The sequence below is a fragment of the Shinella sp. Sh6 genome, from assembly GCF_055392685.1.
This window is the reverse complement of sequence record NZ_AP044006.1, coordinates 92178-116994: the sequence shown is the minus strand read 5'-3', so window position 1 is coordinate 116994 and position 24817 is coordinate 92178. Positions and strand designations below refer to the sequence as shown.

General features: G+C 66.2%; 22 protein-coding genes. 13 read left to right on the top strand and 9 right to left on the bottom strand.

Annotated features, from left to right (window positions below):
- Positions 1–12: 12 nt before the first annotated feature.
- The 8 genes from ACZ5TO_RS18895 to ACZ5TO_RS18860 form a co-directional block, all read right to left on the bottom strand.
- Positions 13–1803 (bottom strand): type VI secretion protein IcmF/TssM N-terminal domain-containing protein, encoded by a 1791-nt coding sequence (locus tag ACZ5TO_RS18895; protein ID WP_464800790.1) that lies wholly within the window; start codon positions 1801–1803, stop codon positions 13–15.
- Positions 1800–3269, bottom strand: coding sequence for a type IVB secretion system protein IcmH/DotU (gene icmH, locus ACZ5TO_RS18890; protein WP_464800789.1), 1470 nt, complete (start codon positions 3267–3269; stop codon positions 1800–1802). Before icmH ends, ACZ5TO_RS18895 begins: the two co-directional genes overlap by 4 nt.
- Positions 3270–3279: 10 nt before the next feature.
- A complete protein-coding gene (gene tssK, locus ACZ5TO_RS18885; protein ID WP_464800788.1) occupies positions 3280–4611 on the bottom strand; it encodes a type VI secretion system baseplate subunit TssK in 1332 nt (443 codons plus the stop codon).
- Positions 4612–4682: 71 nt separating this feature from the next.
- On the bottom strand, positions 4683–5231 hold the full coding sequence (gene tssJ, locus ACZ5TO_RS18880) for a type VI secretion system lipoprotein TssJ (RefSeq protein ID WP_464800992.1): 549 nt from the start codon (positions 5229–5231) through the stop codon (positions 4683–4685).
- Between the two features lie 8 nt (positions 5232–5239).
- Positions 5240–5992, bottom strand: a complete 753-nt coding sequence (locus tag ACZ5TO_RS18875) for an FHA domain-containing protein (protein ID WP_464800787.1) — start codon at positions 5990–5992, stop codon at positions 5240–5242.
- 72 nt (positions 5993–6064) lie between these two features.
- The gene (locus tag ACZ5TO_RS18870) at positions 6065–7141 is read right to left on the bottom strand and encodes a methyltransferase domain-containing protein (protein ID WP_464800786.1); all 1077 of its coding nucleotides are present in this window, start codon (positions 7139–7141) and stop codon (positions 6065–6067) included.
- A 1-nt stretch (position 7142) separates the two neighbouring features.
- The gene (locus ACZ5TO_RS18865) at positions 7143–7526 is read right to left on the bottom strand and encodes a PAAR domain-containing protein (RefSeq protein ID WP_464800991.1); all 384 of its coding nucleotides are present in this window, start codon (positions 7524–7526) and stop codon (positions 7143–7145) included.
- A complete protein-coding gene (locus ACZ5TO_RS18860; RefSeq protein WP_464800785.1) occupies positions 7520–8536 on the bottom strand; it encodes an ATP-binding protein in 1017 nt (338 codons plus the stop codon). The genes ACZ5TO_RS18865 and ACZ5TO_RS18860 overlap by 7 nt, the downstream gene beginning before the upstream one ends.
- Positions 8537–8632: 96 nt before the next feature.
- Here ACZ5TO_RS18860 and ACZ5TO_RS18855 point away from each other — a divergent pair, with 96 nt between their 5' ends.
- The 12 genes from ACZ5TO_RS18855 to ACZ5TO_RS18800 all read left to right on the top strand — a co-directional run bounded on the left by ACZ5TO_RS18855 (position 8633) and on the right by ACZ5TO_RS18800 (position 22852).
- Positions 8633–8995 (top strand): anti-sigma factor antagonist, encoded by a 363-nt coding sequence (locus ACZ5TO_RS18855; protein WP_184140994.1) that lies wholly within the window; start codon positions 8633–8635, stop codon positions 8993–8995.
- A 137-nt stretch (positions 8996–9132) separates the two neighbouring features.
- Positions 9133–11847 carry a type VI secretion system ATPase TssH gene (tssH, locus tag ACZ5TO_RS18850; protein ID WP_184140992.1) on the top strand — a complete coding sequence of 905 codons (2715 nt, stop codon included), beginning with the start codon at positions 9133–9135 and terminating at the stop codon, positions 11845–11847.
- Between the two features lie 72 nt (positions 11848–11919).
- Positions 11920–12396, top strand: a complete 477-nt coding sequence (locus ACZ5TO_RS18845; RefSeq protein ID WP_184140990.1) for an Hcp family type VI secretion system effector — start codon at positions 11920–11922, stop codon at positions 12394–12396.
- 120 nt (positions 12397–12516) lie between these two features.
- The gene (locus ACZ5TO_RS18840; protein WP_464800784.1) at positions 12517–14553 is read left to right on the top strand and encodes a type VI secretion system Vgr family protein; all 2037 of its coding nucleotides are present in this window, start codon (positions 12517–12519) and stop codon (positions 14551–14553) included.
- A 49-nt stretch (positions 14554–14602) separates the two neighbouring features.
- Complete coding sequence (locus ACZ5TO_RS18835; protein ID WP_464800783.1) at positions 14603–15220, top strand: DUF6931 family protein; 618 nt, start codon at positions 14603–14605, stop codon at positions 15218–15220.
- A gap of 172 nt (positions 15221–15392) precedes the next feature.
- Positions 15393–16523, top strand: a complete 1131-nt coding sequence (gene tssA, locus ACZ5TO_RS18830) for a type VI secretion system protein TssA (protein ID WP_464800782.1) — start codon at positions 15393–15395, stop codon at positions 16521–16523.
- Positions 16524–16565: 42 nt separating this feature from the next.
- A complete protein-coding gene (gene tssB, locus ACZ5TO_RS18825) occupies positions 16566–17069 on the top strand; it encodes a type VI secretion system contractile sheath small subunit (protein ID WP_184140975.1) in 504 nt (167 codons plus the stop codon).
- A gap of 4 nt (positions 17070–17073) precedes the next feature.
- The gene (gene tssC / locus ACZ5TO_RS18820) at positions 17074–18567 is read left to right on the top strand and encodes a type VI secretion system contractile sheath large subunit (protein WP_184140964.1); all 1494 of its coding nucleotides are present in this window, start codon (positions 17074–17076) and stop codon (positions 18565–18567) included.
- A gap of 7 nt (positions 18568–18574) precedes the next feature.
- Positions 18575–20104, top strand: a complete 1530-nt coding sequence (tssC, locus tag ACZ5TO_RS18815) for a type VI secretion system contractile sheath large subunit (protein ID WP_464800781.1) — start codon at positions 18575–18577, stop codon at positions 20102–20104.
- A gap of 9 nt (positions 20105–20113) precedes the next feature.
- Positions 20114–20593 carry a type VI secretion system baseplate subunit TssE gene (tssE, locus tag ACZ5TO_RS18810; RefSeq protein ID WP_184140946.1) on the top strand — a complete coding sequence of 160 codons (480 nt, stop codon included), beginning with the start codon at positions 20114–20116 and terminating at the stop codon, positions 20591–20593.
- A gap of 85 nt (positions 20594–20678) precedes the next feature.
- Positions 20679–21845, top strand: a complete 1167-nt coding sequence (locus ACZ5TO_RS18805) for a PP2C family protein-serine/threonine phosphatase (RefSeq protein WP_464800780.1) — start codon at positions 20679–20681, stop codon at positions 21843–21845.
- Positions 21846–22048: 203 nt separating this feature from the next.
- Complete coding sequence (locus ACZ5TO_RS18800; RefSeq protein ID WP_184140942.1) at positions 22049–22852, top strand: hypothetical protein; 804 nt, start codon at positions 22049–22051, stop codon at positions 22850–22852.
- Between the two features lie 150 nt (positions 22853–23002).
- On the opposite strand, the gene ACZ5TO_RS18795 is transcribed toward ACZ5TO_RS18800, so the two are convergent.
- Positions 23003–23164, bottom strand: coding sequence for a hypothetical protein (locus tag ACZ5TO_RS18795; RefSeq protein ID WP_464800779.1), 162 nt, complete (start codon positions 23162–23164; stop codon positions 23003–23005).
- A gap of 377 nt (positions 23165–23541) precedes the next feature.
- Between ACZ5TO_RS18795 and ACZ5TO_RS18790 the strand changes: the two genes are divergently transcribed.
- Positions 23542–24783 carry an AGE family epimerase/isomerase gene (locus ACZ5TO_RS18790; protein WP_464800778.1) on the top strand — a complete coding sequence of 414 codons (1242 nt, stop codon included), beginning with the start codon at positions 23542–23544 and terminating at the stop codon, positions 24781–24783.
- Positions 24784–24817 lie beyond the last annotated feature (34 nt).

The window sequence follows — 24817 nt, the reverse complement described above, 5'->3', positions numbered from 1 at the left end:
GTGCCCGCACGCTCACGTCAGGCTTTCCCGATAGGCGATGCGCCGGCGCGCCGCCTCGACATAGGCCGGATCGACGGCAATGCCGCCCGCCTCGGTAACCGCGGCAAGCGCCTCTTCGACGAAGCGCGCATGTCCTTCGCCGGCGATGGCCGGAGCGCGCTTTTCAAGCCAGGCCTTCAACTGCGGCGAGGCGGGATCGCCGGCCTTCTCGGCAAGGGTGATCAGGTCGTTGAGAGCTGCCGTATCGTTGCCGTCGTCGACGAGGTCCGCCTCAAGCCAGGCAATGACTTCGGGAACGAGGGCATTGACCCGGACCGCCTGTTTGGCGCCGGCAATGCCGTTTCGCAGCATGTCGCGCTTGTCGAGCCAGAAGGCATAGGCCGGCACCGGCTTCTCGGCGGCCAGCATCGCGTCGACGGCGTCGAGCCGTTCGAGGGCGGCGAGCATGTCCGGCACGTCGCCGCGCCGGGCGAGGCTGGTGAGCGGCGCGGCATTGCCGACTGCCTCCTGCACCTGCCGGCGCAGGCCGATTTCGTGGTCGAAGGTGGTAAACAGGACATAGCCCCCCGCCGCGCAGACGAGAAGCGCAGCCGCAAGCGGCAGCCAGCGCAGCACGGGGTGCGAGGCCCCCTGCCGCTCCTTTAGCACGAGGCCGGCTTCCGGCAGGATCGCCTTCTTGATCGCGCCGCTGATGAAATAGCCGTGATTCAATTCGTCGTCGACGCCAAGATCGGGCGGCAGCATGCCGCTGCGCGGCATGGCGAAGCGGCGCGAGAGTTCCGGCAGGAGCGCATCGATCGAGAGCATTTCCTGCCGGGCGCTCGTCATGAAGATGCCGCGCAGCAGGACACCCCGCCACGCGCCGTTGCCCGCCGGCAGCATCGCGTCGATGACCGGCATGACGATGCGCTGGATGGCGGCGATCTGTGCGGTGAAACCGTGGATATGCCCGCAGCGGATCGCGTCGGCTTCGCGGGAAAGTAGCTCGATATGCCGGCGCCGCATCGTTTCGACGATATCGCCGAAGCCCGCGTCGATTTCCGCATGCAGCGCCTCGACGGTCTTTGCCTGCCGGGCGTCGTGCGACAGGGCGAAGCCCCAGGGCTGTGCCCGGTCGGCCGGCTCGATGCGCTCGAAGATCTCCTGGAAACCGGGCACGAGGTCGGTGCGCGAGAGCAACACATAGGCGGGAAGCGCCTGGTCGAGCATCTCGTCGGCCTGGCGGAACCAGGCGGCGATGGTCTCGGCGGTCATGCGCTGCTCGAGCTGGTCGGCCAGCACGAGATCGGCAGGGCTGACGACGACGAGGACGCCGTTGACCGGCAGCTTCGGCCGGACGGCGCGCAGCAGGCGGAAGAGCTCGCCCGCCCCTTCGGAGACCTGCGCCTCGACGAAGACGGCGTCCGGCCCGACCCACCAGCTCGCCGGCCCGATGGTCTTCGGCATGCCGAGCCGCATTTCCGATCCTTCGAGCAGCGAGGTCTTGCCGCCGCCCGCCGGACCGACGACGAGGAAGAAGGGCACGGAATAGCGCCCGCGCGCGCCCTTGAGGCCGCGGTCGGCAAGGAAGGCATCGACCTGACGGCGCAGTTCGCGCAGCGCCGGCGTTTCGGAAGGTCCGGCACGCTTGAGGAAGAAGCGTGAGAAGAGCACCGGCACGAGCGCCCAGAGCACGACGGGCACAAGCGGCAGGAACGTACGCAGGGTCGGATCGTCGACGGGAGGCTGCTGCGCCAGAAACCAGCTCGCGGCCAGGGCGGCCGCAAGTCCGAGAAGCCAGAAAAGCAGCAGCCATGGCCTCATTGCGTCTTTTCCGCCGGTATCTGGAACTCGACGCGCCTGTTGCGCGCCCGGTTCTCCGCGCTCGTGTTCGGCAGGATCGGATCGTTGGCGCCGCGCCCCTCGAAGGTAACGCGGGCGGGATCGTCGATATGGCGTTGCAACATCTGCGCAGCCGATCGCGCGCGGGCAAGCGAGATCGCCATGTTGTCGCCAAGCGGGCTTCCCGCGCCGACGGGGATGTTGTCCGTATGGCCGACGACGACGATGGCGCCGCTCTCGGCGTCGAGCGCATCGCCGATGCGGGTGATCAGCGGCTCCTCGGCAAGCGCAAGGTCCGTTCCGCCGGAGGGGAACGACGCCTTCAGCATGCGGATGGCGACCTTGTCGCTGATGCCCGCGACTTCCACGCGCCCGTCCGTAATCTCGGCGGCGAGCGCTTCCGACAGCCGCTCGATCTGCGTCTTGCGCACCGGCGGCACGGGATCGGGAATGGCCGGAATGCCGGCACGTTCGACGAGCAGCGGGATGCCCGGCACGAGCGCGGCGATCTCGGTGGCGGTCTCCTCCATGCTGGAGCGCAGGCTGATCGAGGAAAAGGCCCAGACGACGGCGAGCAGCGCCAGCAGCGCGAGCGCCGCCGCCCAGGGGGCGGCCATGCTGCGCGGGGCGCGGTGCGGCGCGGCCGCGCTTTGCCAGACCTGCGAGAGATTGCGCTCGTAGGGTCCGCGGACGCGGCGGATGACGCGGTAGAGATCCTGCCGCAGGCGCGACAACTGCCCCTGCCCGCCGTCCATGACGCGGTACTTGCCGCTGAAGCCGATGGCGAGGCAGATCGCCATCAGTTCCAGGACGTCAATATTCTGCTCGGGCTGCTGGAGAAGCTGCTGGAGAAGGTCGTAGAAGCGCTCGCCGCCCCAGGTCTCGTTGTAGAGGATGGAAACAAGGCTCTGGCTCGCCCAGCCGGTCGTGGCGCCCCAGCGCGTATTGAGGATGATGTCGTCGATGACGGCGCAGAGCGCATAGCGCGATACGCGCACCAGCCGGTCCGGCGTGTCGCGTGCCATGGCAGCCGTCTCGAAATTGCGGATCTCCTCCAGCACGCGGCGGCGGAACTCGGCGATGTCGTCGGGGGCCGCACTTTCGTTGAGCCGCCCGGCAAGCCACAGGAGCGGCGAAGCGGCACCGACCAGCGGGTTGACGGCGGCAAGGTCGAAGGCTTTCTCGATGGCCGGGTCGCTGCGATGGCGCGCACGCTCGACGGGCAGCGCGTCGAGGCCGAAATCGAGGTCCTGCCGCTGCGCGGCCGCCGGGTGGGTGGCGAAGAAGCCGCCGTCGTCGGCAAGCGCGCCGCCCGCAAGGCCGGCAGCAAAGGCGTTGCCCCCGGTGCCTTCCTGCCCGAAGCCCGTCGTCTGGCGCGGCTGCGTGCCGCCGAGCGGCCTGCGGATCGTATCGTCGGCGCCGGGGAAGTCGGCGAAGGGATCGTTCACATCCGCCTCCTCAATCCTTCACGGCCCAAAGGTCGAGTTCGAGCGCCGGGAAATCGCCGGCGACGTGGATGGCAAGCCCGTTGCCGGCGGCGACCTGCTTCCAGATCGGGCTGGAGCGGTCGAGTTCGAAATACGCCTTGCCGGTATGATAGGGGATCTGGCGCGGAGCGACCGGCAGTGCACGCAGCATGATGCCCGGCAGCGCCGCATTGACCAGTTCCGTGATCTGCTCGGCGGCGCCGATCTTGATCTGGCCGACGAGCCGGCGCACCAGCGCATCGGCCGGCATGTCGGCCTTGGCCGCGAGGATGAAGGAATATTTCGAGTAGATCGAGCGATCCGGCACGTCGGCGACGCGGATGCCGTAACGGTGCTCGACAAGCGGGATCGTGATGGCGCTGCGTTCCAGCACCGCGCTGAGCGCCTGGCGCACGGCAGCTGCGACCGGCGCGAAGGAAAGCTGCAGGCGCTCGTGATCGTAGACAGGGAACGGCCGCGGGCGGTGACCGGCCGCCGTGAAGGTGGCAAGCTCGCCGGCAAGGCCGATCATCGCCACGAACAATCGCTCGGGATGCACGAAGGCGGCGGAGGCCATTTGTGTAAAGACGGGCTGCCAGCGGTTGATGGTCTGGAGCATCATCAGGTCGGTGATTTCCGCCGCCGTGCCGACATTGGTGCCGGCCAGCCGCCCGGCGATCGCCTCGCCGCGATGGTTGAGCAGACCGACGATCTCGGTGAGCAGGCCGGAGAGGATCGGCGAGACGGCGCAATCCATGGCCGGAGGCACGTAGCTCTCGTCGAGCACCACGGAATTGTCGCTGCGCACCTCCACGATGCGCGCGAGCCCGATGCCGACGAGGCCGCTGCGGTCGCTCGTCTCCAAGCCATAGCGCAGGCGCAGCTTGCCGACATTGATGGGCGCGGCGGAAAGATCGGAACTGTTCGCGTCGGCGACGTCGATCTCGGCGAGCGTATAGCGCGTCGTCAGCTCGGCCTCGGCTTCGGCCACCTCGCGTCCGCCCGGTTCCGTCAGCGGCAGCGTGAGATAGATGACGGCATTGCGGACGTTCTCGTTCAGCATCAGCGGGGGCAGCCGCAGGCTGTCGTCGGGAAGGGAGAAGGGCGTGCCGTCGGCAAAGATGCCGCAGGCGCGCTCGACGGCGAACTGGCCGATGGAGAGGAGTTCGCGGTTGAGGCGCAGTTCCGTCAGGCCCCAGCCATAGGGCACGAGCCCCTTCGTGCGGGCGCGAAGCTGGCGCTCGAAATGGCGCGCCTCCTGCTGGAAGTGCTGGGCACGGATAAACATCCCCTCCGACCAGATCACCTTGTCATCGAACGACATCCGTACCCTTCCTCACGTCGGCGGCGCGGGCCTTGCCCAGCGCGCCGCCTTGCCCCTCGCCTCGGCGTGCCTCAGTCCTGCGGCCCCAGTTCGATGGACAGCGTCTTCAGCTCGGCCTTGAGCTTGAAGCGCTTGTCCCCCTGAAGCCCGACCATCGCGCGCCACTTGGCCTCCTCGAAATTGCGGAACCCGACCACGACGGCAACGATCGTCGTGCCCTCGATCAGGTTCGCCTTCACCCTCTGCACCTCGCCCGGTGCGAAATAGAGCTCCGTCTTGCCCAGCATCGTCGGCCCGAGCGTCTCGGCATCGGCCTCCCAGAGCTGGCGAAAGCTGGCATTGGCGAATGCCGTCTCGCCGTTAAGCTGGTAGAGCCGCATGACCACGGGCTGCGGCAGGCCGTCAGGCCCCGGATTGACGAGCGGCGAGGCGACGGCGATGACGTCGAGGCTCGCCGCGGCCGGCGCCGGCTTGATCTCTATCTCCTTCGGCGGCGGCTTCTTGGGTATCAGGCCGCAACCGGAAAGAGGCAAGGCAAGCAGGCACGCGCACAGGAGAAGCGCCAAAGGGCGCGAAACGGTCGCGCACGCCCTTGTCGGCCACCACACCACTGGAGACATTCCAGTCGTCAACCCGCCTTCTCCTTGCGAAGGAGGTCACGCAACCGCCCCTCAAACCTACGCTTTTCGTCTACCGACAAGACCGACATCGCCGCTTCAACAGCCCTGGCGAACACCGCCACGTCCAGCCCTTCCGCCTGCGCGACGAGATTCGATTCCCCATTGAGCGGCGAGGCTACCGCCTCCCCCAGCGCAATGGTATGTGCATTCGAGGCATTCCCCATGCCCCCGGGGATATCCACAGATTTCGGCTCGCCATGCCGGTCCGTCGCATCGGGAATCCACCAGTCCTGTAAGACCGCAACCTTGCCCCTGGCATTCTCCGCCGCCGTTTCCGGCAGAACGGCCGCCGTTGCAGCCTCCGCGGCCACGGTATCGAAACCGAACGGCCCCTCGGGGAAGGGATCGTCCGCAACGACGGGCTGCGGGACCTTGACATCCTCCGCCGGCGCATCCGTTTCGAGGAAGACGGCGATGATCGCGTCGCCGAGCGTCAGCACGTCCCGGTCGACCAGCAGGCGGGAGGCCTCCCGGCCGAGCGGGATGCCGTTGACCAGGACGCCGTTGGTGGACATGTCGGTGAGCAGGAAACCGCCTGCCTGGCGTTCGATGCGGCAATGGCGCTTGGAGACGATGCGCTCGGGGTCTGCGAGAACCCAGTTGGCCTCTTGCGATCGGCCAATGACGATGGACCCCGTCTCGACGGTCTTCTCCCGCAAGCCGGACGTCAGGCGCTCGGGCCCCTTGAGTACGAGTCGCAATCGCATATCCACCCCCTCTGACGATCCGCCTTCCCGCCGGAACGGACACGCAGAATCGCTGGTCAGCGGATGTTACCCCACCGCCTTGCGGGCGACTACCAGATAGGCGGAATAATACATGCAGGAGCGGTCGTGCAGCCGGACGTGCCAGGGCACTTCCCCGACCGCTCCGATGCGGCGAAGGCTTCCGGCGGCAAGCGGTCCCTCGGAAAGCAGAAGATCGAGGATCGCCTCCGGACTGCCGGCATGGCCGGAGCGCTGCGAGTGGCCCCCGAGCCAGGCTTCCACCGGCGTCACCTGCCCTGCCCAGTCGAAGGGAATGGAGAACACCGCCCGTCCCCCGTCCGCCAGGACGCGGCTGACCTCGACGAGCCCGGCGCGCGGATCGCGCATGCAGTCGACGACGTTCATGCCGATGGCGAGCGCGAAGGTGCCGGCGGAAAAGGGCAGCGCCAGCGCATCGCAGAGCCAGACGTCGCCGCGCGCGCCCGCCCCGTGGCGGAGCGCATAGGACCGCCGGTCGTAGACGAGGCCGACGCGCCGAAGGCCATAGTCGATGCGGCCGCCGACCACGGCCTGCCGGCCGATGCGCGCCAGCGGCACGGAAAGATCGATGCCGACGACATCCCGGCCGAGCCGCTCGGCAGCTTCCGTCACGGTACGGCCCGCCGCGCAGCCGATGTCGAGCACCGGCCCCTCCGGCAGGTCGCCGAGCCTGTCGAGGGCTTCACCGAGATTGCGCGCCACCGCGCCGGGGGCGCCGCCGCCCGGCACCGGCGCAAAGGGCGACGGATCCTGGTCGCCCCAATGGTCCCAGGCATAGGAGGAGACATGCTGGCGGATCGATTCAAGACCGCTGCCCGGACCCGCCGCATCGCCGAGCAGGCTTTCCACGGCAGGCGTCAGGTCGTTGCGCGCCAGGAGGTAGAACAGGTTCTCCTGTACGAAGCGGCGCACCTCCGGCACGATGATCGGCATGCCGTCGACAATGGGGAATTCCAAGCCACAGCCTCGGCAGGCGAGAATGCCCATCCGGACGTCGCCGGCCGCCTCGGCTTCGACAGTGGTGAGCGCCAGTCCATTGTCCTGCCCGCTCAGCCGGCAGACCGGGCAGACCGGCCGCAGTTTCTCGAAATGGGAAAGGCGCACGTCAGCCGCCGATCATCACGGTCGGGCAGCCGGGCGGCAGGATCTTGCCCACGGGACTGGGGATCGGCGCAACGCAGGCCGCATGCAGCGTCAGGTCGTTGACCCTTGCGGCCGGCAGATTGCCGATGAGGACCGTGGAGGAGCCCTTCGAGATCATGCCCGGCCCGCCGGGAACGCAGCTCGGCAGCGAGCAGAGAATGGTCATGTCCGTGACGCGGGCAGCCGGCATGTTGCCGATCATCACCGTCGGCAGGCCGCCGATGATGGCGAGCGGCAAAGCGGGATGGGGAACGGGCGTCGGCACGAGCGCGGCCGGATGGATCGGCGCATGGCAATGCGGCGCGTCCTGCTTGACCAGGTCTCCCATGCGTGCGGCGTTCATGATGCCCTCTCAGCCAGGCCGGCGAGCTGCTTTTCCAGTTTCAACACGTTCCAGCCATTACGGCGCTCATAGGAAACCCTGTCAAGCAGCGTGCGGACGAAATGCATGCCGAGCCCGCCGATCTGCCGGCTTTCGAGGTCCGCATCGAGATCGGGCGCGGGAATGCCGAGCGGGTCGAACGGCCGGCCGTCGTCCTGCACCTCGATGGTCAGGGATCCTTTCGCGATCGAGAGCGCCAGCAGGATCTCGTGCGCATTGCCGTCCTCGAAGCCATAGTTGACGGCATTGGTCAGCACTTCGTCGAGCGCGACGTCGATGCCGGTCAGATCCGCCTCGCAGGCGCCGTGCATCTCCAGGAAGCGGCGTGCCTTCTCACCCGCGGCCTGGATATCGCCATGCGTATTGCCGATCGAAAAGACGGTTTCCTCGGCGAGCCGCCCGCGCGCCTTGAAGAGCACGGCGCAGACGGCGCCGGACGCGCCATGGCCGATGCGGGCGCGGACAAGGGCGGCCATGCCCTCCACCGGCGCGGCCGTCGCCTCCTGCGGAATGTCCATGCCGCCGGCCGTCAGCCACAGCATGTCGCCGGCCGAAAGGCGCCCCTCGCCCGTCAGCGTCACCGCCGCCTTTCCGCGGAAAGCGCCGGAGGCCGTGCCGGCGACCACGTCGAGCACGACCAGCGCGATGTCGAGGCCGGTCGCGTCGATTCGTGCGGCAAGGACGTCCAGGGCTTCATCCGCCGTGCGCGCCGTGGCGAGCACGGCCCGAATCAACTGCTTGACGCCGGCCGCGCGCAAGGCCGCGGCGACGTCGCCGCCTGCCACCCGCACGGCGCTGACGGCCAGAACCGAGCGCGCCGGCCAGAAGTGATCGTGAAAGGAGATCGCGCCGCCTGCGTCGTGCGCACCGCCCTCGAGCTCGACCTCGCGCCGTACGGGAAAGCGCTGCGGTGCAAGCAGCGCGCGAAGCTGCGCGACCAGGCCGTCCTCCGACAGAGGGTCGTCCGCCGTCACGCCGGCACACCGCTAGGTTTCAAAAAACGTTGTGGCAAGTGATACGACTTTCTGGAATCATCGCCTGCATTCGACGCCGTCCGGCGAAATGCCAGAGTGATCAACGAAAAGCGTAAGGTCAATATCATCATGAACATCACCGAGGCCCGGCAAGGCAGCAAGCTCGTCGTCACCCCCACGGGGCGGATCGACAGCCAGACCTCGCCCGTTTTCGACCGGCACCTGACGGCGGTCGTCGAACGGGGGGACGTTCACCTCGTCATCGATCTGACAGGCCTCGACTATATCAGCAGCACCGGGCTTTCCGCCTTCCTGTCGGCCGCCAAGAAGGTCCGCGCGGCCGGCGGCAGCATGGTCCTGGCAGGCCTCAACAGCCGTATCCGGCTGGTGTTCGAGATGAGCGGTTTCTTAAGGTTGTTTCCGATTTATGCCAATGTCGAGGCCGCACTCGCCGGTTGAAGCGGCTCGGGCGTGGACTTTTGCGGGAACTCGGAATTAAGTGGGTAACAATTCCGCTCACATGTGATTTGATGTGATTCGTCAATTGCGCTGATCTGTGGTCGTCTGGTCGGTGCGGCAAAAGCTGGGGGGCTTTCTTGCTGAACGTGGATCTGCAATCGCTGGTGGGGCGACTGAACGCCCATTGCCGTTCATCGCTCGAAGGCGCCGTGGGCCTGACGCTCTCGCGCACCCATTACAATGTCGAAGTCGAGCACTGGCTCAGCAAGCTGATCGAGGCGAGCGACAACGACGTCGCGGCGATCCTGCGCCATTTCGAGATCGACACCGGCCGGCTGGCGGCAGACCTCACGAAGGTGCTCGACCGGATGAAGACCGGCAACAGCCGTTCGCCGGCCCTCACCCCCAATGTGGTGAAATGGGCGCGGGAAGCCTGGATCTTCGGCTCGCTGCAGTACGGCGACACCTCCATCCGCAGCGGCTATCTCCTCGTGAGCCTGCTCGGCGACGATTCCCTTTCGGCGCTTGCGCGCGATGCCTCCCCGCAGTTCGCCCGGATCAATGCCGAGACGCTGAAGAGCGGCCTCCTCAAGATCGTCTCGGGCAGCAGCGAAGCCGGCCAGTCGGCGGCAGGCAGCGGCAAGAGCGCCGCCTCTGCCGGTGGCGCACCCGCGGCCTCCCCCGCCGGCGCGGTCGGCGGCTCGGCGCTCGACCAGTACACGATCAACCTCACGGCGCGCGCACGCGACGGCAAGATCGACCCCGTCCTCGGCCGCGATTCCGAAACGCGCCAGATCGTCGACATCCTCACCCGCCGCCGGCAGAACAATCCGATCCTCACCGGCGAGGCCGGCGTCGGCAAGACGGCCGTGGTGGAGGGCTTCGCGCTGAAAATCGCCGCCGGCGAGGTGCCGGATGCCCTCAAGGACGTGGAGCTGCTCTCGCTCGACCTCGGCCTCCTGCAGGCGGGCGCCGGCATGAAGGGCGAATTCGAGAACCGCCTGAAGAACGTGATCGAGGAGGTCAAGGCCTCTGCAAAGCCCATCATCATGTTCATCGACGAGGCGCATACCTTGATCGGCGCCGGCGGTGCTGCCGGCCAGAACGATGCCGCCAACCTCCTGAAGCCGGCCCTTGCCCGCGGCGAGATGCGCACCATCGCGGCGACGACCTGGGCGGAGTACAAGAAATACTTCGAGCGCGACCCGGCACTGACCCGCCGTTTCCAGGTGGTCAAGGTCGAGGAGCCCGGCGACGAGGCGGCCATCGCCATGATGCGCGGCCTCATCCCGACGCTGGAGCGCCATCACGGCGTGCGCGTTCTCGCCGAGGCCGTGGAGGACGCCGTGCGTCTTTCCCGCCGCTACATTCCGAGCCGTCAGCTTCCCGACAAGGCGGTGAGCCTGCTGGATACGGCCTGCGGGCGCGTCGCCATTGCCGCCAACGCCATTCCCGCCGCGGTGGAGGACCGCCGCCGCCGGCTCGACATGATCGACGTCGACCTCGGCGTGCTCGCCCGCGAAACGAAGATCGGCGCCGACCATGCGGCCCGCATCGCGGACCTCAACGAGGAACGCGTACGCGTTGCCGAGGAGCTCGAAAAGCTCGAGGATCAGTGGAAGCGCGAGCAGGACCTCGTTTCCCGCATCCGCGGGCTGCACGACGCGCTGACCGCGCCGGACGACGCGCCGGCGGAAAAGAGCCCGGACGAGATGAAGACGGAGCTTTCCGCCCTCACCGCCGAGCTCGAGGCGCTGCAGGGCGAGACGCCGCTGATGCGCGTGACGGTCGACAGCCAGGCCATCGCCGAAGTCGTCGGCAACTGGACCGGCATTCCCGTCGGCCGCATGGTCTCCAACGAGATCAAGACGATCCTCGGTCTTAACGACAAGCTGCGCGAGCGTGTCATCGGCCAATCGCATGCGCTGGAGGCGATCGCCGAAACCATCCGCACGTCCCGCGCCAAGCTGCTCGATCCGCGCAAGCCCATCGGCGTCTTCCTGATGGTCGGCACCTCCGGCGTCGGCAAGACCGAGACCGCTCTGGCGCTCGCCGACCTCCTCTATGGCGGCGAGCAGAACCTCACCGTCATCAACATGTCGGAGTTCAAGGAAGAGCATAAGGTCTCCATGCTTGTCGGCTCGCCCCCCGGCTATGTCGGCTATGGCGAAGGCGGCGTGCTGACGGAAGCCGTGCGCCGCCGTCCCTATTCGGTGATCCTCTTCGACGAGATGGAAAAGGCCCATCCCGGCGTGCAGGACGTGTTCTACCAGGTGTTCGACAAGGGGATGCTGCGCGACGGCGAAGGCCGCGACATCGACTTCAAGAACACGGTCATCATCATGACCTCGAATGCCGGCACCGATCTCATCCACAAGCTCTATGCCGATCCCGACCGGCGCCCGGACCTTGCCGAACTGACGGAGGCGATCCGGCCGGAGCTCCTGAAGAGCTTCAAGCCGGCCTTCCTCGGCCGCTGCTCGGTCGTGCCCTATTTCCCGCTCGCCGACGACGTCATCCGCCAGATCGTCTCGCTCCAGCTCGGCCGCATCCGCAAGCGCTTTGCGGAGAACTACAATGCGACGCTTTCCTGGGACGATACGCTCGTTGAGGCGATCGCGAGCCGCTGCACGGAAGTGGAGAGCGGCGCGCGCAACATCGAATACATTCTTTCGCGTGGGCTCCTGCCGCGCCTTTCGTCCCATGTGCTCGCCGTCATGGCGGAGGGCGGACAGGTCGGCGGGCTGAAGGCCGTGCTCGATGAGAACGGCCAGTTCGAGTTCCACGCGCAACCCTCGGATGGTTCGGTGGCGCAACCGGAACAGCCGGCGGAACTGGCGGCAGCGAAGTAAGGCATACCGGGCGGCCCTTGCGCCGCCGCGGCACATCGATCGAACTCAATCCGAATACGAAGGGAGCGCACCATGGCAATCTACCTGAAATACGAAGGCATAGACGGGGAAGCGACGCACGATACCCACAAGAAATGGATCGACATCACGTCGCTGACGTTCGGCACCGGCCGCGGCATTTCCACCCCGGCCGGCTCGACCGCCAACCGCGAAGCGAGCGAGCCGAACATCAGTGAAGTCGTCGTCACCAAGCAGCTCGACGGCGCCTCGCCGAAGCTGTTCACCGAATCGGTGACGGGCACCGCCGGCAAGAAGGTGGAAATCCACCTCGTCAGCACCGGCAACCCGGGCAACACCTATGTCGAATACGTGCTGACCAACGGCCTCATCTCGGGCTACAGCATTTCGTCGGGCGGCGACCGTCCGTCGGAATCGATCTCGATCAACTTCACCAAGATCGAGTTCAAGTTCATTCCCTACGACGACAAGAACAAGGGCGGCACGCCGGTCACGGTCAACTACGACCTCACCTCGACGAAGAGCGGCTGATATCCCTTCAAGACCCTTCGGGGCACGGCTGCCGCCCGGCGCCGCGGCCGTGCCCCGATCTCGACGGCATTTCGTGCGGCGATGCGCGCCCGACGCGCATCCATCGGGCAGTAATACCCCATGGCGACGACCCTAGTTCAAGAGGACCGCTGGATCACCCTCGAGACACCTCTCGGGGAGAACGCCTTCGTCGCGACGGAAGCGCGCGGCACCGAAGGCATTTCCACCCTGTTCTCCTTCACGGTCAGCGCCCTTTCCCCCCGCAAGTCGATCGATCCGAAGGACCTGCTCGGCAAGAGCGTGACGCTCTCGCTTGCCCGGCCTGGCGGCAAGCGCCGCTTCGTCAACGGGATCGTCACCTCCTTTTCGGCCGGCGCCTTCACGCGCAACGACTACCGGCTCTATACGCTCGTGATCTCGCCGAGCCTGTGGGTGCTGCAGCGCACCTCCGACTACAAGGTCTTCCAGGAAAAGACGGTCGTGGCCATCGCCGAACAGGTGCTCGGCGATAACGACGTTTCCTTCGAAAAGAAACTCAACGGCACCTACGAGACATCGGAATACCGCGTGCAGTTCGGCGAGACGGATTTCGCCTTCCTCCAGCGCATCCTCGCCGAAGAGGGCATCTTCTATTTCTTCAAGCACAAGAACGGCGAGCACAAGCTGGTGCTGGCCGACAATGCCTCGGCCTATGCCGATTGCGCGCAGGCGACGGTGGAGTACCGCCAGGCGCAGGAAGACGCCGTCGACAGCGTGCACGTCTTCGATACCGGCGCGAGCCTCACCGATGCCGTCTGGCACATCGAGGACTACGATTTCGAAAAGCCCGCCAACAATATCGAGGGCGAGCGCAAGACGAACCAGCAGCCGGCCTCGGGCAAGAAATGGGAGCACTACCGCTTCCCCGGCGCCTCCGTGAAGGCGGACAGCCTCAAGCAGTTCGCCGCCGTCGCCATCGATGCCGCCGAAGCGGGTTTCGAGACGGCGACGGGCGCCGGCACCTGCGCGAGCTTCACCAGCGGCCACGCCTTCACGCTGAAAGGCCATCCGGTCGCCGCGGAAAATCGCCGCCTCGTCCTCACCGAGGTGCATCACGAGGCGGTCGACCGCGCCCATTTCACCACGCGCCCCGGCGCCGAGGTGAAGCCCTATTACCGCAGCAGCTTCACCTGCATGCCCGCCTCGCGCATCGCCCGCAATCCGCTGCCGATGCTGAAGCCCGTCGTGCAGGGGCCGCAGACCGCCGTCGTCGTCGGCCCGTCGGGCGAGGAAATCCACACGGACAAGTACGGCCGCATCCGCGTCCAGTTCCACTGGGACCGCTACGGCAAGAAGAACGAGAAGAGCTCCTGCTTCGTGCGTGTGGCGCAATCGCTCGCCGGAAGCAACTGGGGCTCGGTCTTCGTGCCGCGCATCGGCATGGAGGTGGTGGTGCAGTTCCTCGACGGCGACCCGGACCGGCCGCTGGTGACGGGCGCCGTCTACAATGCCGACAACATGCCGCCCTGGGCCCTGCCCGGCAACATGACGAAGAGCGGGCTGCTGACCCGCAGCACCAAATCCGGCCAGACGGCGAACGCCAACGAGCTTTCCTTCGAGGACAAGAAGGGCGAGGAGAAGATCACCTTCCACGCCGAGAAGGATTTCCTGCGCGAGGTGGAGAACGACGACACGCTGGATGTCGGCCACGACCAGAAGCGCACGATCAAGAACGACCGCACCACGACGATCACCGAGGGCAATGACAGCCTGACGATCAAGAAGGGCAACCGGACGCAGAAGATCGAGACGGGCAACGACACGCTCGACATCGACAAGGGCAACCGCACCGAGACGCTTTCGGCCGGCAACGACACGCTGACGCTGAAACAGGGCGACCGATCGGTGACGCTGACGATGGGCAATGACAGCCTGACGCTCAACCAGGGCAACCAGACGACGAAGGCGAGCACCGGCAAGATCACGCTGGAGGCGATGCAGGGCATCACCCTCAAATGCGGCGGCAGCACGGTGGAGCTCACCCCGGGCGGGATCACCATGAAGGGCGTCACCCTTTCGATCGAGGGCTCCGCCAAGACCGACGTGAAGGGCCCGATCGTCAATGTCGCCGGCGACGGCATGGCCATCCTCAAGGGCGGCATGGTGAAGATCAATTGAGACAATTCCCGCGCGAGGGCGCAACCGGAATTGGTGGAACGAAGGGCAGATGGTGAAGATCCAGACGGAAGCCTTCCGCAAGGTGACGGCCGAAACGGCGCAGGAGATCTGCGGCCGGGCGGACCTGTCTGCCGAGGCGCGGCCCTTCCTCCTGCCCGACCTGTCGCCGCAGGGCTTCCTGTCGCTGCTCGTCGATGCGGAGAACATCGGGGATGCCATCCGCTTCCTCGCCTTCGCCCTGCCGATCCGCGAGGCGGTCTGGTGGGCTTATGTGGTGGCGAAGACCAGTCTCCACGCTCCGACGGAACTGGAACTCCTGTGCCTCGAACGGGCGGCCGCCTGGGTCTACGCGCCGGACGAAGCCCGTCGCCGCTCTTGCATGGAATGCGCCGAATCGGCCAATTTCACCGGAGCGGCGGCTTATGCCGCGCTCGCCGTCTTCTGGTCGGGCGGAAGCCTGGCGCCGGAGGGCATGCCGGACGCGGAAGCCGATCCGCGCCTCGGGCCGATCGGCGTCGGGGCGTCGGTGCTGCTGTCGATCACGGCGGGCGATGCGACGACGCTGGCCGACCGTTTCGAGACGGCGGTCGTGCGGGCCGTGAACGTCGCAAACGGCGGCAACGGCTGGCTGCCCGGCGAGCGCCCGACGGGCGCGAACGGATCCTGAAGGAATCGCAAGGTTCGCTTCAAGGTCGATTAAGTATTTGGGGCTAAGCATCATTCGCCAGCCCGCATGAGTAGCGGTATCCGAGTTAGAATTCTGTTTTTACGTGCGGTGGAAGCGGCTTGCGGCCGATGCCTCCGTGACCGTCCCGCGAGGGAAGAAGGGATCTCTACCCATGGCTCTGCCGCAGGTTATCGATATCGATGCTCTGCTCCAGCCGATTTCGGAAGATGCGCCTTCCGGAACGGATCCGCGTTCGGATAGCTCTCCCATCTCGCTCTACTACCGCACCAAGGATGCCCGCAACGCCGCCCGCTCGGCCGAGCGCGCCACCGTGGAAATCGGCGGCGCGCCGCCGGAGGAATGGGATACGGTGGCCGAGACGGCGACGGAGATTCTCGGCGCGCACGGCAAGGACCTCGAAATCGCCGCCTGGCTGATCGAGGCGCTGCTGCGCCAGGAGGGCTTTGCGGGCCTGCGCGACGGCCTGAAGGTCATGACGGGCATCGTCACCGGCTTCTGGGAAACCTGCTTCCCCGAGCTCGACGAGGACGGTGTCGAAGGCAAGGTTTCCGCAGTCGCCGGCCTCAACGGCTCGGGCGCCGTCGGCACCCTCATCCAGCCGATCCGCCTCGTGCCGATCACAAACGGCTCGCAGGGCAGCTTCTCGCTGTGGAATTACGAGCAGGCGACCGACCTCTCCAAGGTCACCGACAGCACCCGCCGGCAGGAGCGCATCGACAACGGCGCCGTGACGATGGAGCAGTTCATGGAGAGCGTGGCCGATACGCCGGCCAGCTTCTTCGCCGAAACCCAGTCGGCAATCGTCGAGGCGCTCGCCGCGCTTGCCGACATGTCCACGGCCTTCGATGCGGTCGCCGGCATGGATGCCCCGCCCGTCTCGGCGCTGCGCGAGCTTCTGGAGGAAATCTCCCGCTCCATCACCCATTTCGCCGCTGACAAGCTCGCGGTCGCGAACTATTCTGCCGATAGCGAGGAGACCGGCCCGGCGGAAGAGGGCGAAGCCGGAACGACGGCGGCGGGGGAAACCACCGTCGTCGTGCGCAGGATCGAGGGCTACCAGTCGCGTGAGGAGGCGTTGGCGGAACTGTCCCGCATCGCCGCATACTTCCGCAAGACGGAGCCCCATTCGCCCATGTCCTATACGCTCGACGACGCCGTCCGGCGAGCGCGCATGAGCCTGCCCGAACTGCTGCTGGAACTGGTCGAGGATCCGTCCCACCTGCAGCGGATCCTGCTGGCGGCCGGCATCAAGCCGCCGGAGCCGGCCGAACAGAGTTACTGATGACGAGTTGCAGAAAATCCACCGCTTGAAGAGGGGGCCGCCATGGCAGAAAGCGTTCAACAGAAACTGAAGAGAGTGCGCGCACCGCGCGTCCACATCACCTACGACGTGGAGACGGAAGGCGCACAGGTCCGCAAGGAGCTGCCCTTCGTCGTCGGCGTGATCGGTGACTTTTCCGGCAAGCCCTACGAGCCGCAGAAGCCGCTGCGCGACCGCAAGTTCATCCAGGTCGACCGCGACAATTTCGACGACGTCATGCAGCGCATGACGCCCGGCGCGGAGTTCAAGGTCGAGAACACGCTGGCGGGCGACGAATCGCTGCTGCCGGTCTCGCTGAAGTTCAAGTCGATCGACGACTTCGAGCCCGGCGCGATCGTCGACCAGGTCGAGCCGCTGCGCAAGCTGCTGGCCGTGCGCAACAAGCTGCGCGACCTGATGTCCAAGGTCGACCGTTCCGAAGAGCTGGAAAGCCTGCTCGAGGAAGTGCTGCAGAACACCGACAAGCTGACGGCTCTGGCCGGCGAGCTTGGCGCAGAAAAGGAGTAAGGGAATGAGCGCCGAGACCCAAGCAGCCGGCAGCGCCGCTGTCGCCGAAGAAACCGGCTCCCTGAGCCTTCTCGACCAGGCCATCCAGGTCACCAAGACGGCCGAGCCGGACGAGATCCAGGACCTCCTGCGCACACTGACGTCGGAAGCCCTTTCGGGCACCGTGACCTTCAGCAAGAACCTGACGCAGACCTTCAACAAGGCCATCGCCGCGATCGACGAGAAGCTTTCCAAGCAGCTCACCGCGATCATGCACAACGAGGAATTCCAGAAGCTGGAAGGCTCCTGGCGCGGCCTCAATTATCTCGTCAAGAACTCGGAGACCAGCTCCACGCTGAAGATCCGCGTTCTCAACATGACGAAGAAGGAACTGCACAAGGACCTGACCAAGGCCGTCGAATTCGACCAGAGCCAGATCTTCAAGAAGCTCTACGAGAACGAATTCGGCACGCCCGGCGGCGAGCCCTACGGCGCGCTGATCGGCGATTTCGAGTTCGGCAACGGCACGGAAGACCTCGAAGTGCTGCAGGGCATGTCGAACGTCGCCGCCGCCTCCTTCGCGCCCTTCATCTCGGCCGCGAGCCCGAAGATGTTCGGTCTGGAAAATTTCACGGAACTGTCCAAGCCGCGCGATCTCGAAAAGATCTTCGACAGCTCGGAATACATCAAGTGGCGCGGTTTCCGTGACAGCGAGGACAGCCGCTTCGTCACGCTCACCATGCCACGCGTTCTCGCCCGCGTTCCCTACGGCTCGCAGGGCAAGCAGATCGAGGAGTTCAAGTTCGAGGAAGCGCCGATCGACGCCAACGGCGTCGTATCGAAGATGAAGTCGGACGAGTTCTCCTGGATGAACGCGTCCTATGCGCTTGGCGAACGCCTGACCTCGGCCTTCGCCAAGTACGGCTGGTGCGTCGCCATCCGCGGCGCCGAAGGCGGCGGCAAGGTGGAAAACCTGCCGACCTTCACCTTCACCAGCGACGACGGCGATGCCGACCAGCAGTGCCCGACGGAAATCGGCATTACCGACCGCCGCGAAGCCGAACTCTCCAAGCTCGGCTTCCTGCCGCTCTGCCACTACAAGAGCACGGACTATGCGGTGTTCTTCGGCGCCCAGACGACGCAGCGTCCCAAGAAGTACGACAAGCCGGATGCGACGGCCAACGCGGCGATCTCCGCCCGCCTGCCCTACATCATGGCGACCTCGCGCTTCTCGCACTACCTCAAGGTCATGGGCCGCGACAAGATCGGCTCCTTCCTCGAGGTCAGCGATTGCGAGACCTGGCTCAACAACTGGATCCGCAACTTCGTCAACGGCAATCCGGATGCGAGCGCCGAGATGAAGGCGCAGTATCCGCTGGCCGAAGCCCAGGTCACGGTGAAGGAGATCCCGGGTTCGCCGGGCGCCTACAATGCCGTCGCCTACCTGCGCCCGTGGCTGCAGATGGAAGAGCTGACCGCTTCCATGCGCCTCGTCGCACGCATTCCGCAGATGGGCTGACGCCCGGATGAACGAAGACGCCGCCATCGCCGTGGACGCCGCTTCCGACGGCGATGGTGCAAGACAAAGCGAAGCCGGGCTCCGGCTTCGCATCGCCGCCGCCGCGCTCGGCCGCGGCACGGACGAGGAGGCCGCCGCGCTGGACCGCTTCCTTACAAGCGACGACCCGGAAGAGTGCCTTCGCCTCTGGTTCGGCCCGCGTGCCACGCGCCGTGCGGTGCTGACGCGCGACATCGCAGCCATCGACGTCCTTCTCGGCGACCAGATCGACGCCATCATCCACCGGCCGGAATTCAAGCGCCTCGAAGCCTCCTGGCGCGGCGTCGACCTCCTGCTCTCCGAGACCGGCAATGACGACAAGGTCCGCGTCAAGCTCTTCAACGCCACCTGGACGGAATTGTCGCGCGACTTCGACCGCGCCATCGAATTCGACCAGAGCACGCTTTTCGCCAAGGTCTACAACGAGGAATACGGCATGCCCGGCGGCGTGCCCTACGGTCTTCTCCTCTGCGACCATGCCGTGCGGCACCGCCCGGCGCCCGGCAGCGGCGCGCAGGACGACGTCGGCACGCTGACGGGCCTGGCGCAGGTCGCCGCCGCCGCGTTCTCGCCCTGCATCCTCGGTGCAGCGCCGGAGCTCTTCGGCGTCACCACCTTCGCGGACCTTTCCTATGCGCAGCGGCTGGATTCCGGTTTCCAGCTCGGCGAATACCATCGCTGGCGGCAGTTGCGCGATCTCGAGGACAGCCGCTTCCTCGGCATCGCCATGCCGCGCGTCCTCCTGCGCGACCGCTACCGCGACAGCGCCGCGCGGCTCGACGGTTTCCGCTACAGCGAGGGCGGCACGGGCGTCGATTCCTGGCTCTGGGGCAATGCCGCCTTCGCCTTCGGCGTCATCGCCATCCGCGCCTTCCGCGAGCGCGGCTGGTTCGCCGACATGTGCGGCACGCGCGGCGTCCAGCGCGATTCAGGCGGCGTGGTCTCCCAGCTTCCCGTGGCGAATTTCTCCACCGGCGAGGCCGTCGCCTATCGCCGTCCGCTCGAAGTGGAGCTGACCGATAAGAAGCAGAAGATCCTCGAAGCGCTCGGCTTCATCGCATTGACCCCGTGCAATTTCGACCGCTCCGTCGTCTTCCTCGGCGCCCAGTCGCTCTATGCGGCACCCGCCGACAACGACCTGCCCGCGCAGGTCAACGGACGGCTCTCGGCCATGCTGCACTATGTCATGTGCATGAGCCGCTTCGCTCACTACGTGAAGATCATGGCCCGCGACCGGGTCGGCGCCTATACGACGCCGCACGAGCTGGAACGCTATCTCGAAGACTGGCTGCGCGGCTACACGATCGGCAATACCGATGCCGGCGACGAGTTGAAGGCCCGCTATCCGCTTGCCGGCGCGCGCATCGAGATGAACGAGGTCAGCGGCCGCCACGGCGTCATGAACTGCGTGCTCCATCTCCAGCCGCATTTCCAGTTCGACCAGGTCGTCTCGGGCTTTCGCATGCGCACGGAAGTGCAGACGTTGCGGACGCGGTAGGGAAGAGCCATGGCCCGCACCCCCAACAAGGTCCCGCCCCGCCTGCCGCTTTTCGACCGGCTGCTGCAGGGCGACAGCATCGAAACGGATCGCAGCGTCGACCGCGCCATGCAGGAACTGCATGAATCCGTGCGCCGCGACCTCGAAATCCTCTTCAACACCCGCCCCGGCCGCCTGCCCGGCGATACCCGGCTGGCGGAGCTTCAGCAGTCGATCCTCTCCTACGGCCTGCAGGAGGTGCAAAGCCAGCACCTCGCCTCCCCAACGCAGCAGGAGCAGTTCCGCAAGCACCTCGAAGAAGTCATCCGCCGCTTCGAGCCGCGCTTCCGCGAGCTCTCCGTCGCGCTGATCGTTCCGGAGAACCAGGTCGAGCGCGTACTGCGCTTCCAGATCAACGCGCTGCTCGAAACCGAGTCCTCCAGCGAGGCGGTGGTCTTCAACACCGCGATCGATCCCGTCACCGGCATGCTGTCGATCAACGGACGCTAGACGCTCCGGCGTCTTGCAACAAAGCGCGTTTGGCGTAACGTGCGGGGCGGAGCACCGCTTCCGCATAGCAATCACGAGGCCCTCCTTGGATTTCTCACAGGCGAAAATCCTCATCGTCGACGATGTCGAGGACAACCGCGATGTGCTTGCGCGCCGCCTGCGGCGGCAGGGGCTCGTCCACGTCCAGGAGGCAAGCGACGGCCTCGAAGCACTCGACAAGGTCCGCGCCGAGCCCTTCGACCTCATCCTGCTCGACGTAATGATGCCGCGCATGAACGGCATCGATGCGTTGCAGGCCCTGAAGGAGGAAGGCTGGCTGCGGACCTCCTCGGTCGTGATGATCTCCGCCGCATCGGAAATCGAGACCGTGGTGCGCTGCATCGAGCTCGGCGCCGAAGACTACCTGCCCAAGCCGTTCAACCCGGCGCTGCTGGCCGCCCGTGTCGGTGCGGTGCTGGAGCGAAAGCTCCTGCGCGACATGAACCGGCGCCAACTCGAACGGCTCGAGCAGGAGCTCGCCGAAGCCTGGCTCTGCCAGCAATCCATGCTGCCGAGCGATTTTCCGGTCGATCCCGGACAGCTCGACATCTTCGCCAGCGTCGATCCGGCGCTCGAGGTGGGCGGCGATCTCTATGACGTCTTCGAGGTGGCACCCGGCCTCATCGCACTGGCGATCGGCGACGTCGCCGGCAAGGGTGCCTCGGCCGCGCTGTTCATGGCCCGCACGCGCAGCCTCCTGCGCGCCGGCACGCTGCAGTTCCACGCCGTTTCCGGCCGCGTGCCGCGCCCCTCCGAGATCGTCGCCCTCGTCAATGACGAGCTCAATAAGAACAACCCGCAATCCCGCTTCGTCACGCTCTTCCTCGCCTTCTACGAGCTTTCGACCGGCCGCCTGTCCTATTGCAATGCCGGCCACGTCTATCCGATCCTCAGCAACGCGGCCTCCGTCGCGGAACTGGCGACACAGCCCGATCCGGCGCTCGGCGTCATCGAGGGACTGGATTTCCGCGACCACGAGCTTGTCCTTGCCGTCGGGGACTGCCTTTTCCTGACGTCCGACGGCCTTTCCGACATGCAGGACGCCGATCAGGCCCAGTTCGGCACGGAGAACATCCTTGCGGAAATCGCCGTGAACCGCGGCCTTCCGGCCGGTGAGCTCGCCCGCGCCGTGCTTGCCAAGGCGCAGGACTTTGCCAACGGCGCGGCGCAATTCGACGACATCACGGTGCTGGTGGTCCGGCGGTTGCTCTAGCTGCGAAAAATGCAGCCGTAACGCGACTTGCCTCTGTCAATTCCACGGACTTTGAAGTAGCCTCCATGCGGGCCTTGGGCCGTTGCAGGGGAATCACGCGACGCTGCGCAAATCCAGCGAAAACAACGAGGTAAAGCGGCCGCCGGTCGGCATGACCGGAGCGTTGCCGCTTGGGGCTTCTCGCAAACAGGGGGGAGAAGATCGTGCCGAGCAGTTTCAATTTTGGCGCTCTGGACAAGGATGACGCCGAGGACGTGTGCTGGTGTGTCGTCGAATCCATCGCGGACATGGACGATACCGCCGCCAGCATCGTTGCCGTCGTGCATTTTCTGCGCGAGGCCTATGGCGCGACGGACGCCGATGAGAAGATCATTCCGAATCCCGCCTTCCTGGCCAACGGCCATGACGGCATGTCGCCGAGAACGCGCAAATACTTCACCGGCCGCACCTTCAAGGGCCTCGGCGGCAGCGCCGTCAGCCTCGCGGGCGGCCTTGCTTCGGGCGTGACGGCGGTCGACGTCGGCAGCATCCTCAAGGAAGGCAGCGCCGTCGGCACCACCGCGGCTCACCTCGTCGGCATCAAGGCGGCCGGCAAGGGCTTCAAGAAGAGCGAGACGGTCACGCGCTGGGTCGACGCGATGCTCAAGGCGAAGGTCGCCAAGATCGGCGTGCGCGGCGTGGGCCTTGCAGGCGCCGCCATCCCGATCCCCGCTGTCGGCCTTGCCACCAGCGTCGCCACGACGGTGGCCAAGCTCGGCATCAAGGTGACGCTGAGCAAGCTCGTCGCCCGCACGGCGATGGAAGTCCACTGGCGCGCCTACCAGGAAACGGTGATCTCCAGCGTGCTGAGCAGCCGCGCCGGCCCGGTCGGCCCCGCCTCGGCGATGTTCTACGAGATATTCACCAAGCGCAGCTTCACCCGCATCTTCGGCAAGCACGACACTGCTGCCCTGATCCGGGAACCGGGCGGCTGGATGGCGCTGAACGACAAGTTGATGCTGATGTAACCTGCGGCCTGCCCGTCATAGGATGGCCTCGTAAGGCCTACATGGTGGGCAGGCGTTCAGGCTGGCCGGCGAAACGCCCCCGCTCCGGGAGCTTCGTGGCCGAAAAGCCTGCGAAGCACGCGATTTCCTTGCTGTCTACGGTTTGATGTGTCAGCCGATGAAGCCGAGGACGACGGCGCTGACGAAGAGGAAGGCGCCGACGACGGCGATGTTGTTGACGAGAACCTGCCGTTCGGCGCGGCGGGTCCTGCGGTTGCCGGCAGGACCGAGGCAACCGTGGCTGGAGTGGCCGCCGAGTTTCGCATTGCTCATGCCATCATCCCTTGCTGGCAGGCCGGTCTCCGGCTCTGCGGGCGGAGTGTCATTCCGCCGTTCTTTCGATCATTTATACATTTTCCCTATAAGATTGGTAGGATATTTTTTCTCATTTTCGCCACAATGATGAACTGGCCTTTCACACTTCCCGCCATGAAGGCCCCCGACGCACGCGGATGCCGCCGCGCAGGGTGCGGCGGGTTGCGGGGCCGATCGTTCTGGGCCATAAATCCCCTCCCCGCCCGTCCGAGGCCAGCCGTCATTGCGAGCGTTGCGGGCCGTGCGCATCCCCGCGCCACGGCATCGTTTCCCACGCTCCGGCCGGTCCCCATCGGGCAGGCAATGCGGACCGCTTACAAAAGGAGACCCCCAACATGGGCGCAACGGGACATCTCGGCACGGCCTGGCGCAAGCGCGACTATCACCGCCAATGGCTCTGGCGGGAGGCAAACCGCCTCTTCGATTTCTTCCAGAACCGGACCTTCAATCCGCTCGGCGGCTTCCATGAACTGGATGCCGAAGGCCGGCCGATCAATCCGGGCAATCCGGTGCGCGGCATCCATTCCACGGCGCGCATGGTGCATTGCTTTTCCATCGGCAGCCTGCTCGGCCGCCCGGGCTCCGACGATATCGTCGACCACGGCATGAAATATCTCTGGGAGAAGCACCGCGACCATGAGCGCGGCGGCTACCACTGGTCGCTCGACAATGCCGGCCTGCTCGACGCCAGCAAGCAGGGCTACGGCCACGCCTTCGTGCTGCTCGCCGCCTCCAGCGCCAAGGTCGCGGGCCATCCGGACGCCGACCGCATGATCGCCGACGTCACCGACGTCCTGGAAACCCGTTTCTGGGACGACAGGCACGGTGCCATCGCCGAGGAATTCGAAGCCGACTGGACGCCCGTTCCGGGCTACTGCGGGCAGAACTCCAACATGCATCTCACCGAGGCGCTGATGGCCGCCTACGAGGCGACCGGCGAGAAGGGCTATCTCGACAAGGCCGTCAGCATCGCCGATCTCATCATCCGCCGTCGCGCCGGCGAAAACGGCTTCCGCGTGCCGGAGCATTTCGATGAGAACTGGGTGCTCGACAAGGACTACCAGGGCAACGAAATGTTCCGCCCATCCGGCACCACGCCCGGCCACTGGCTGGAATGGGCCCGCCTCATCCTTCAGCTCCACGCGCTCAGCGGCGGCAGGCACGCATGGATGCCGGAGGCGGCGAAGGCGCTCTTCGCCCAGTCGATCGCACTTGGCTGGGACAAGGAGAAGGGCGGCTTCTTCTATACGCTCGACTGGAACGACGAACCGGCCAAGCGCAACAAGCTCTGGTGGCCCATGGCCGAAGGCGCGGGCGCTGCCGCATTCCTGTGCGAACACCTGCCGGACGATTTCCACGAGACGTGGTATCGCAGGATCTGGGACGGCATCGCCCGCCATTTCCTCGATCAGGATCGCGGCGGCTGGCATGAGGAACTGACGGAAGACCTTGTCCCGAGCTACACCCTGTTCGCCGGCAAGGGCGACCTTTACCATGCGCTTCAGGCCTGCCTGATCCCGCTCTATCCGGCGACGGGAAGCCTGACCAGGGGCATCGTCGAGTCCGGCGTCCGCTGACGCCCGGCCGGGCGATACGGCGCGGATGATCGAC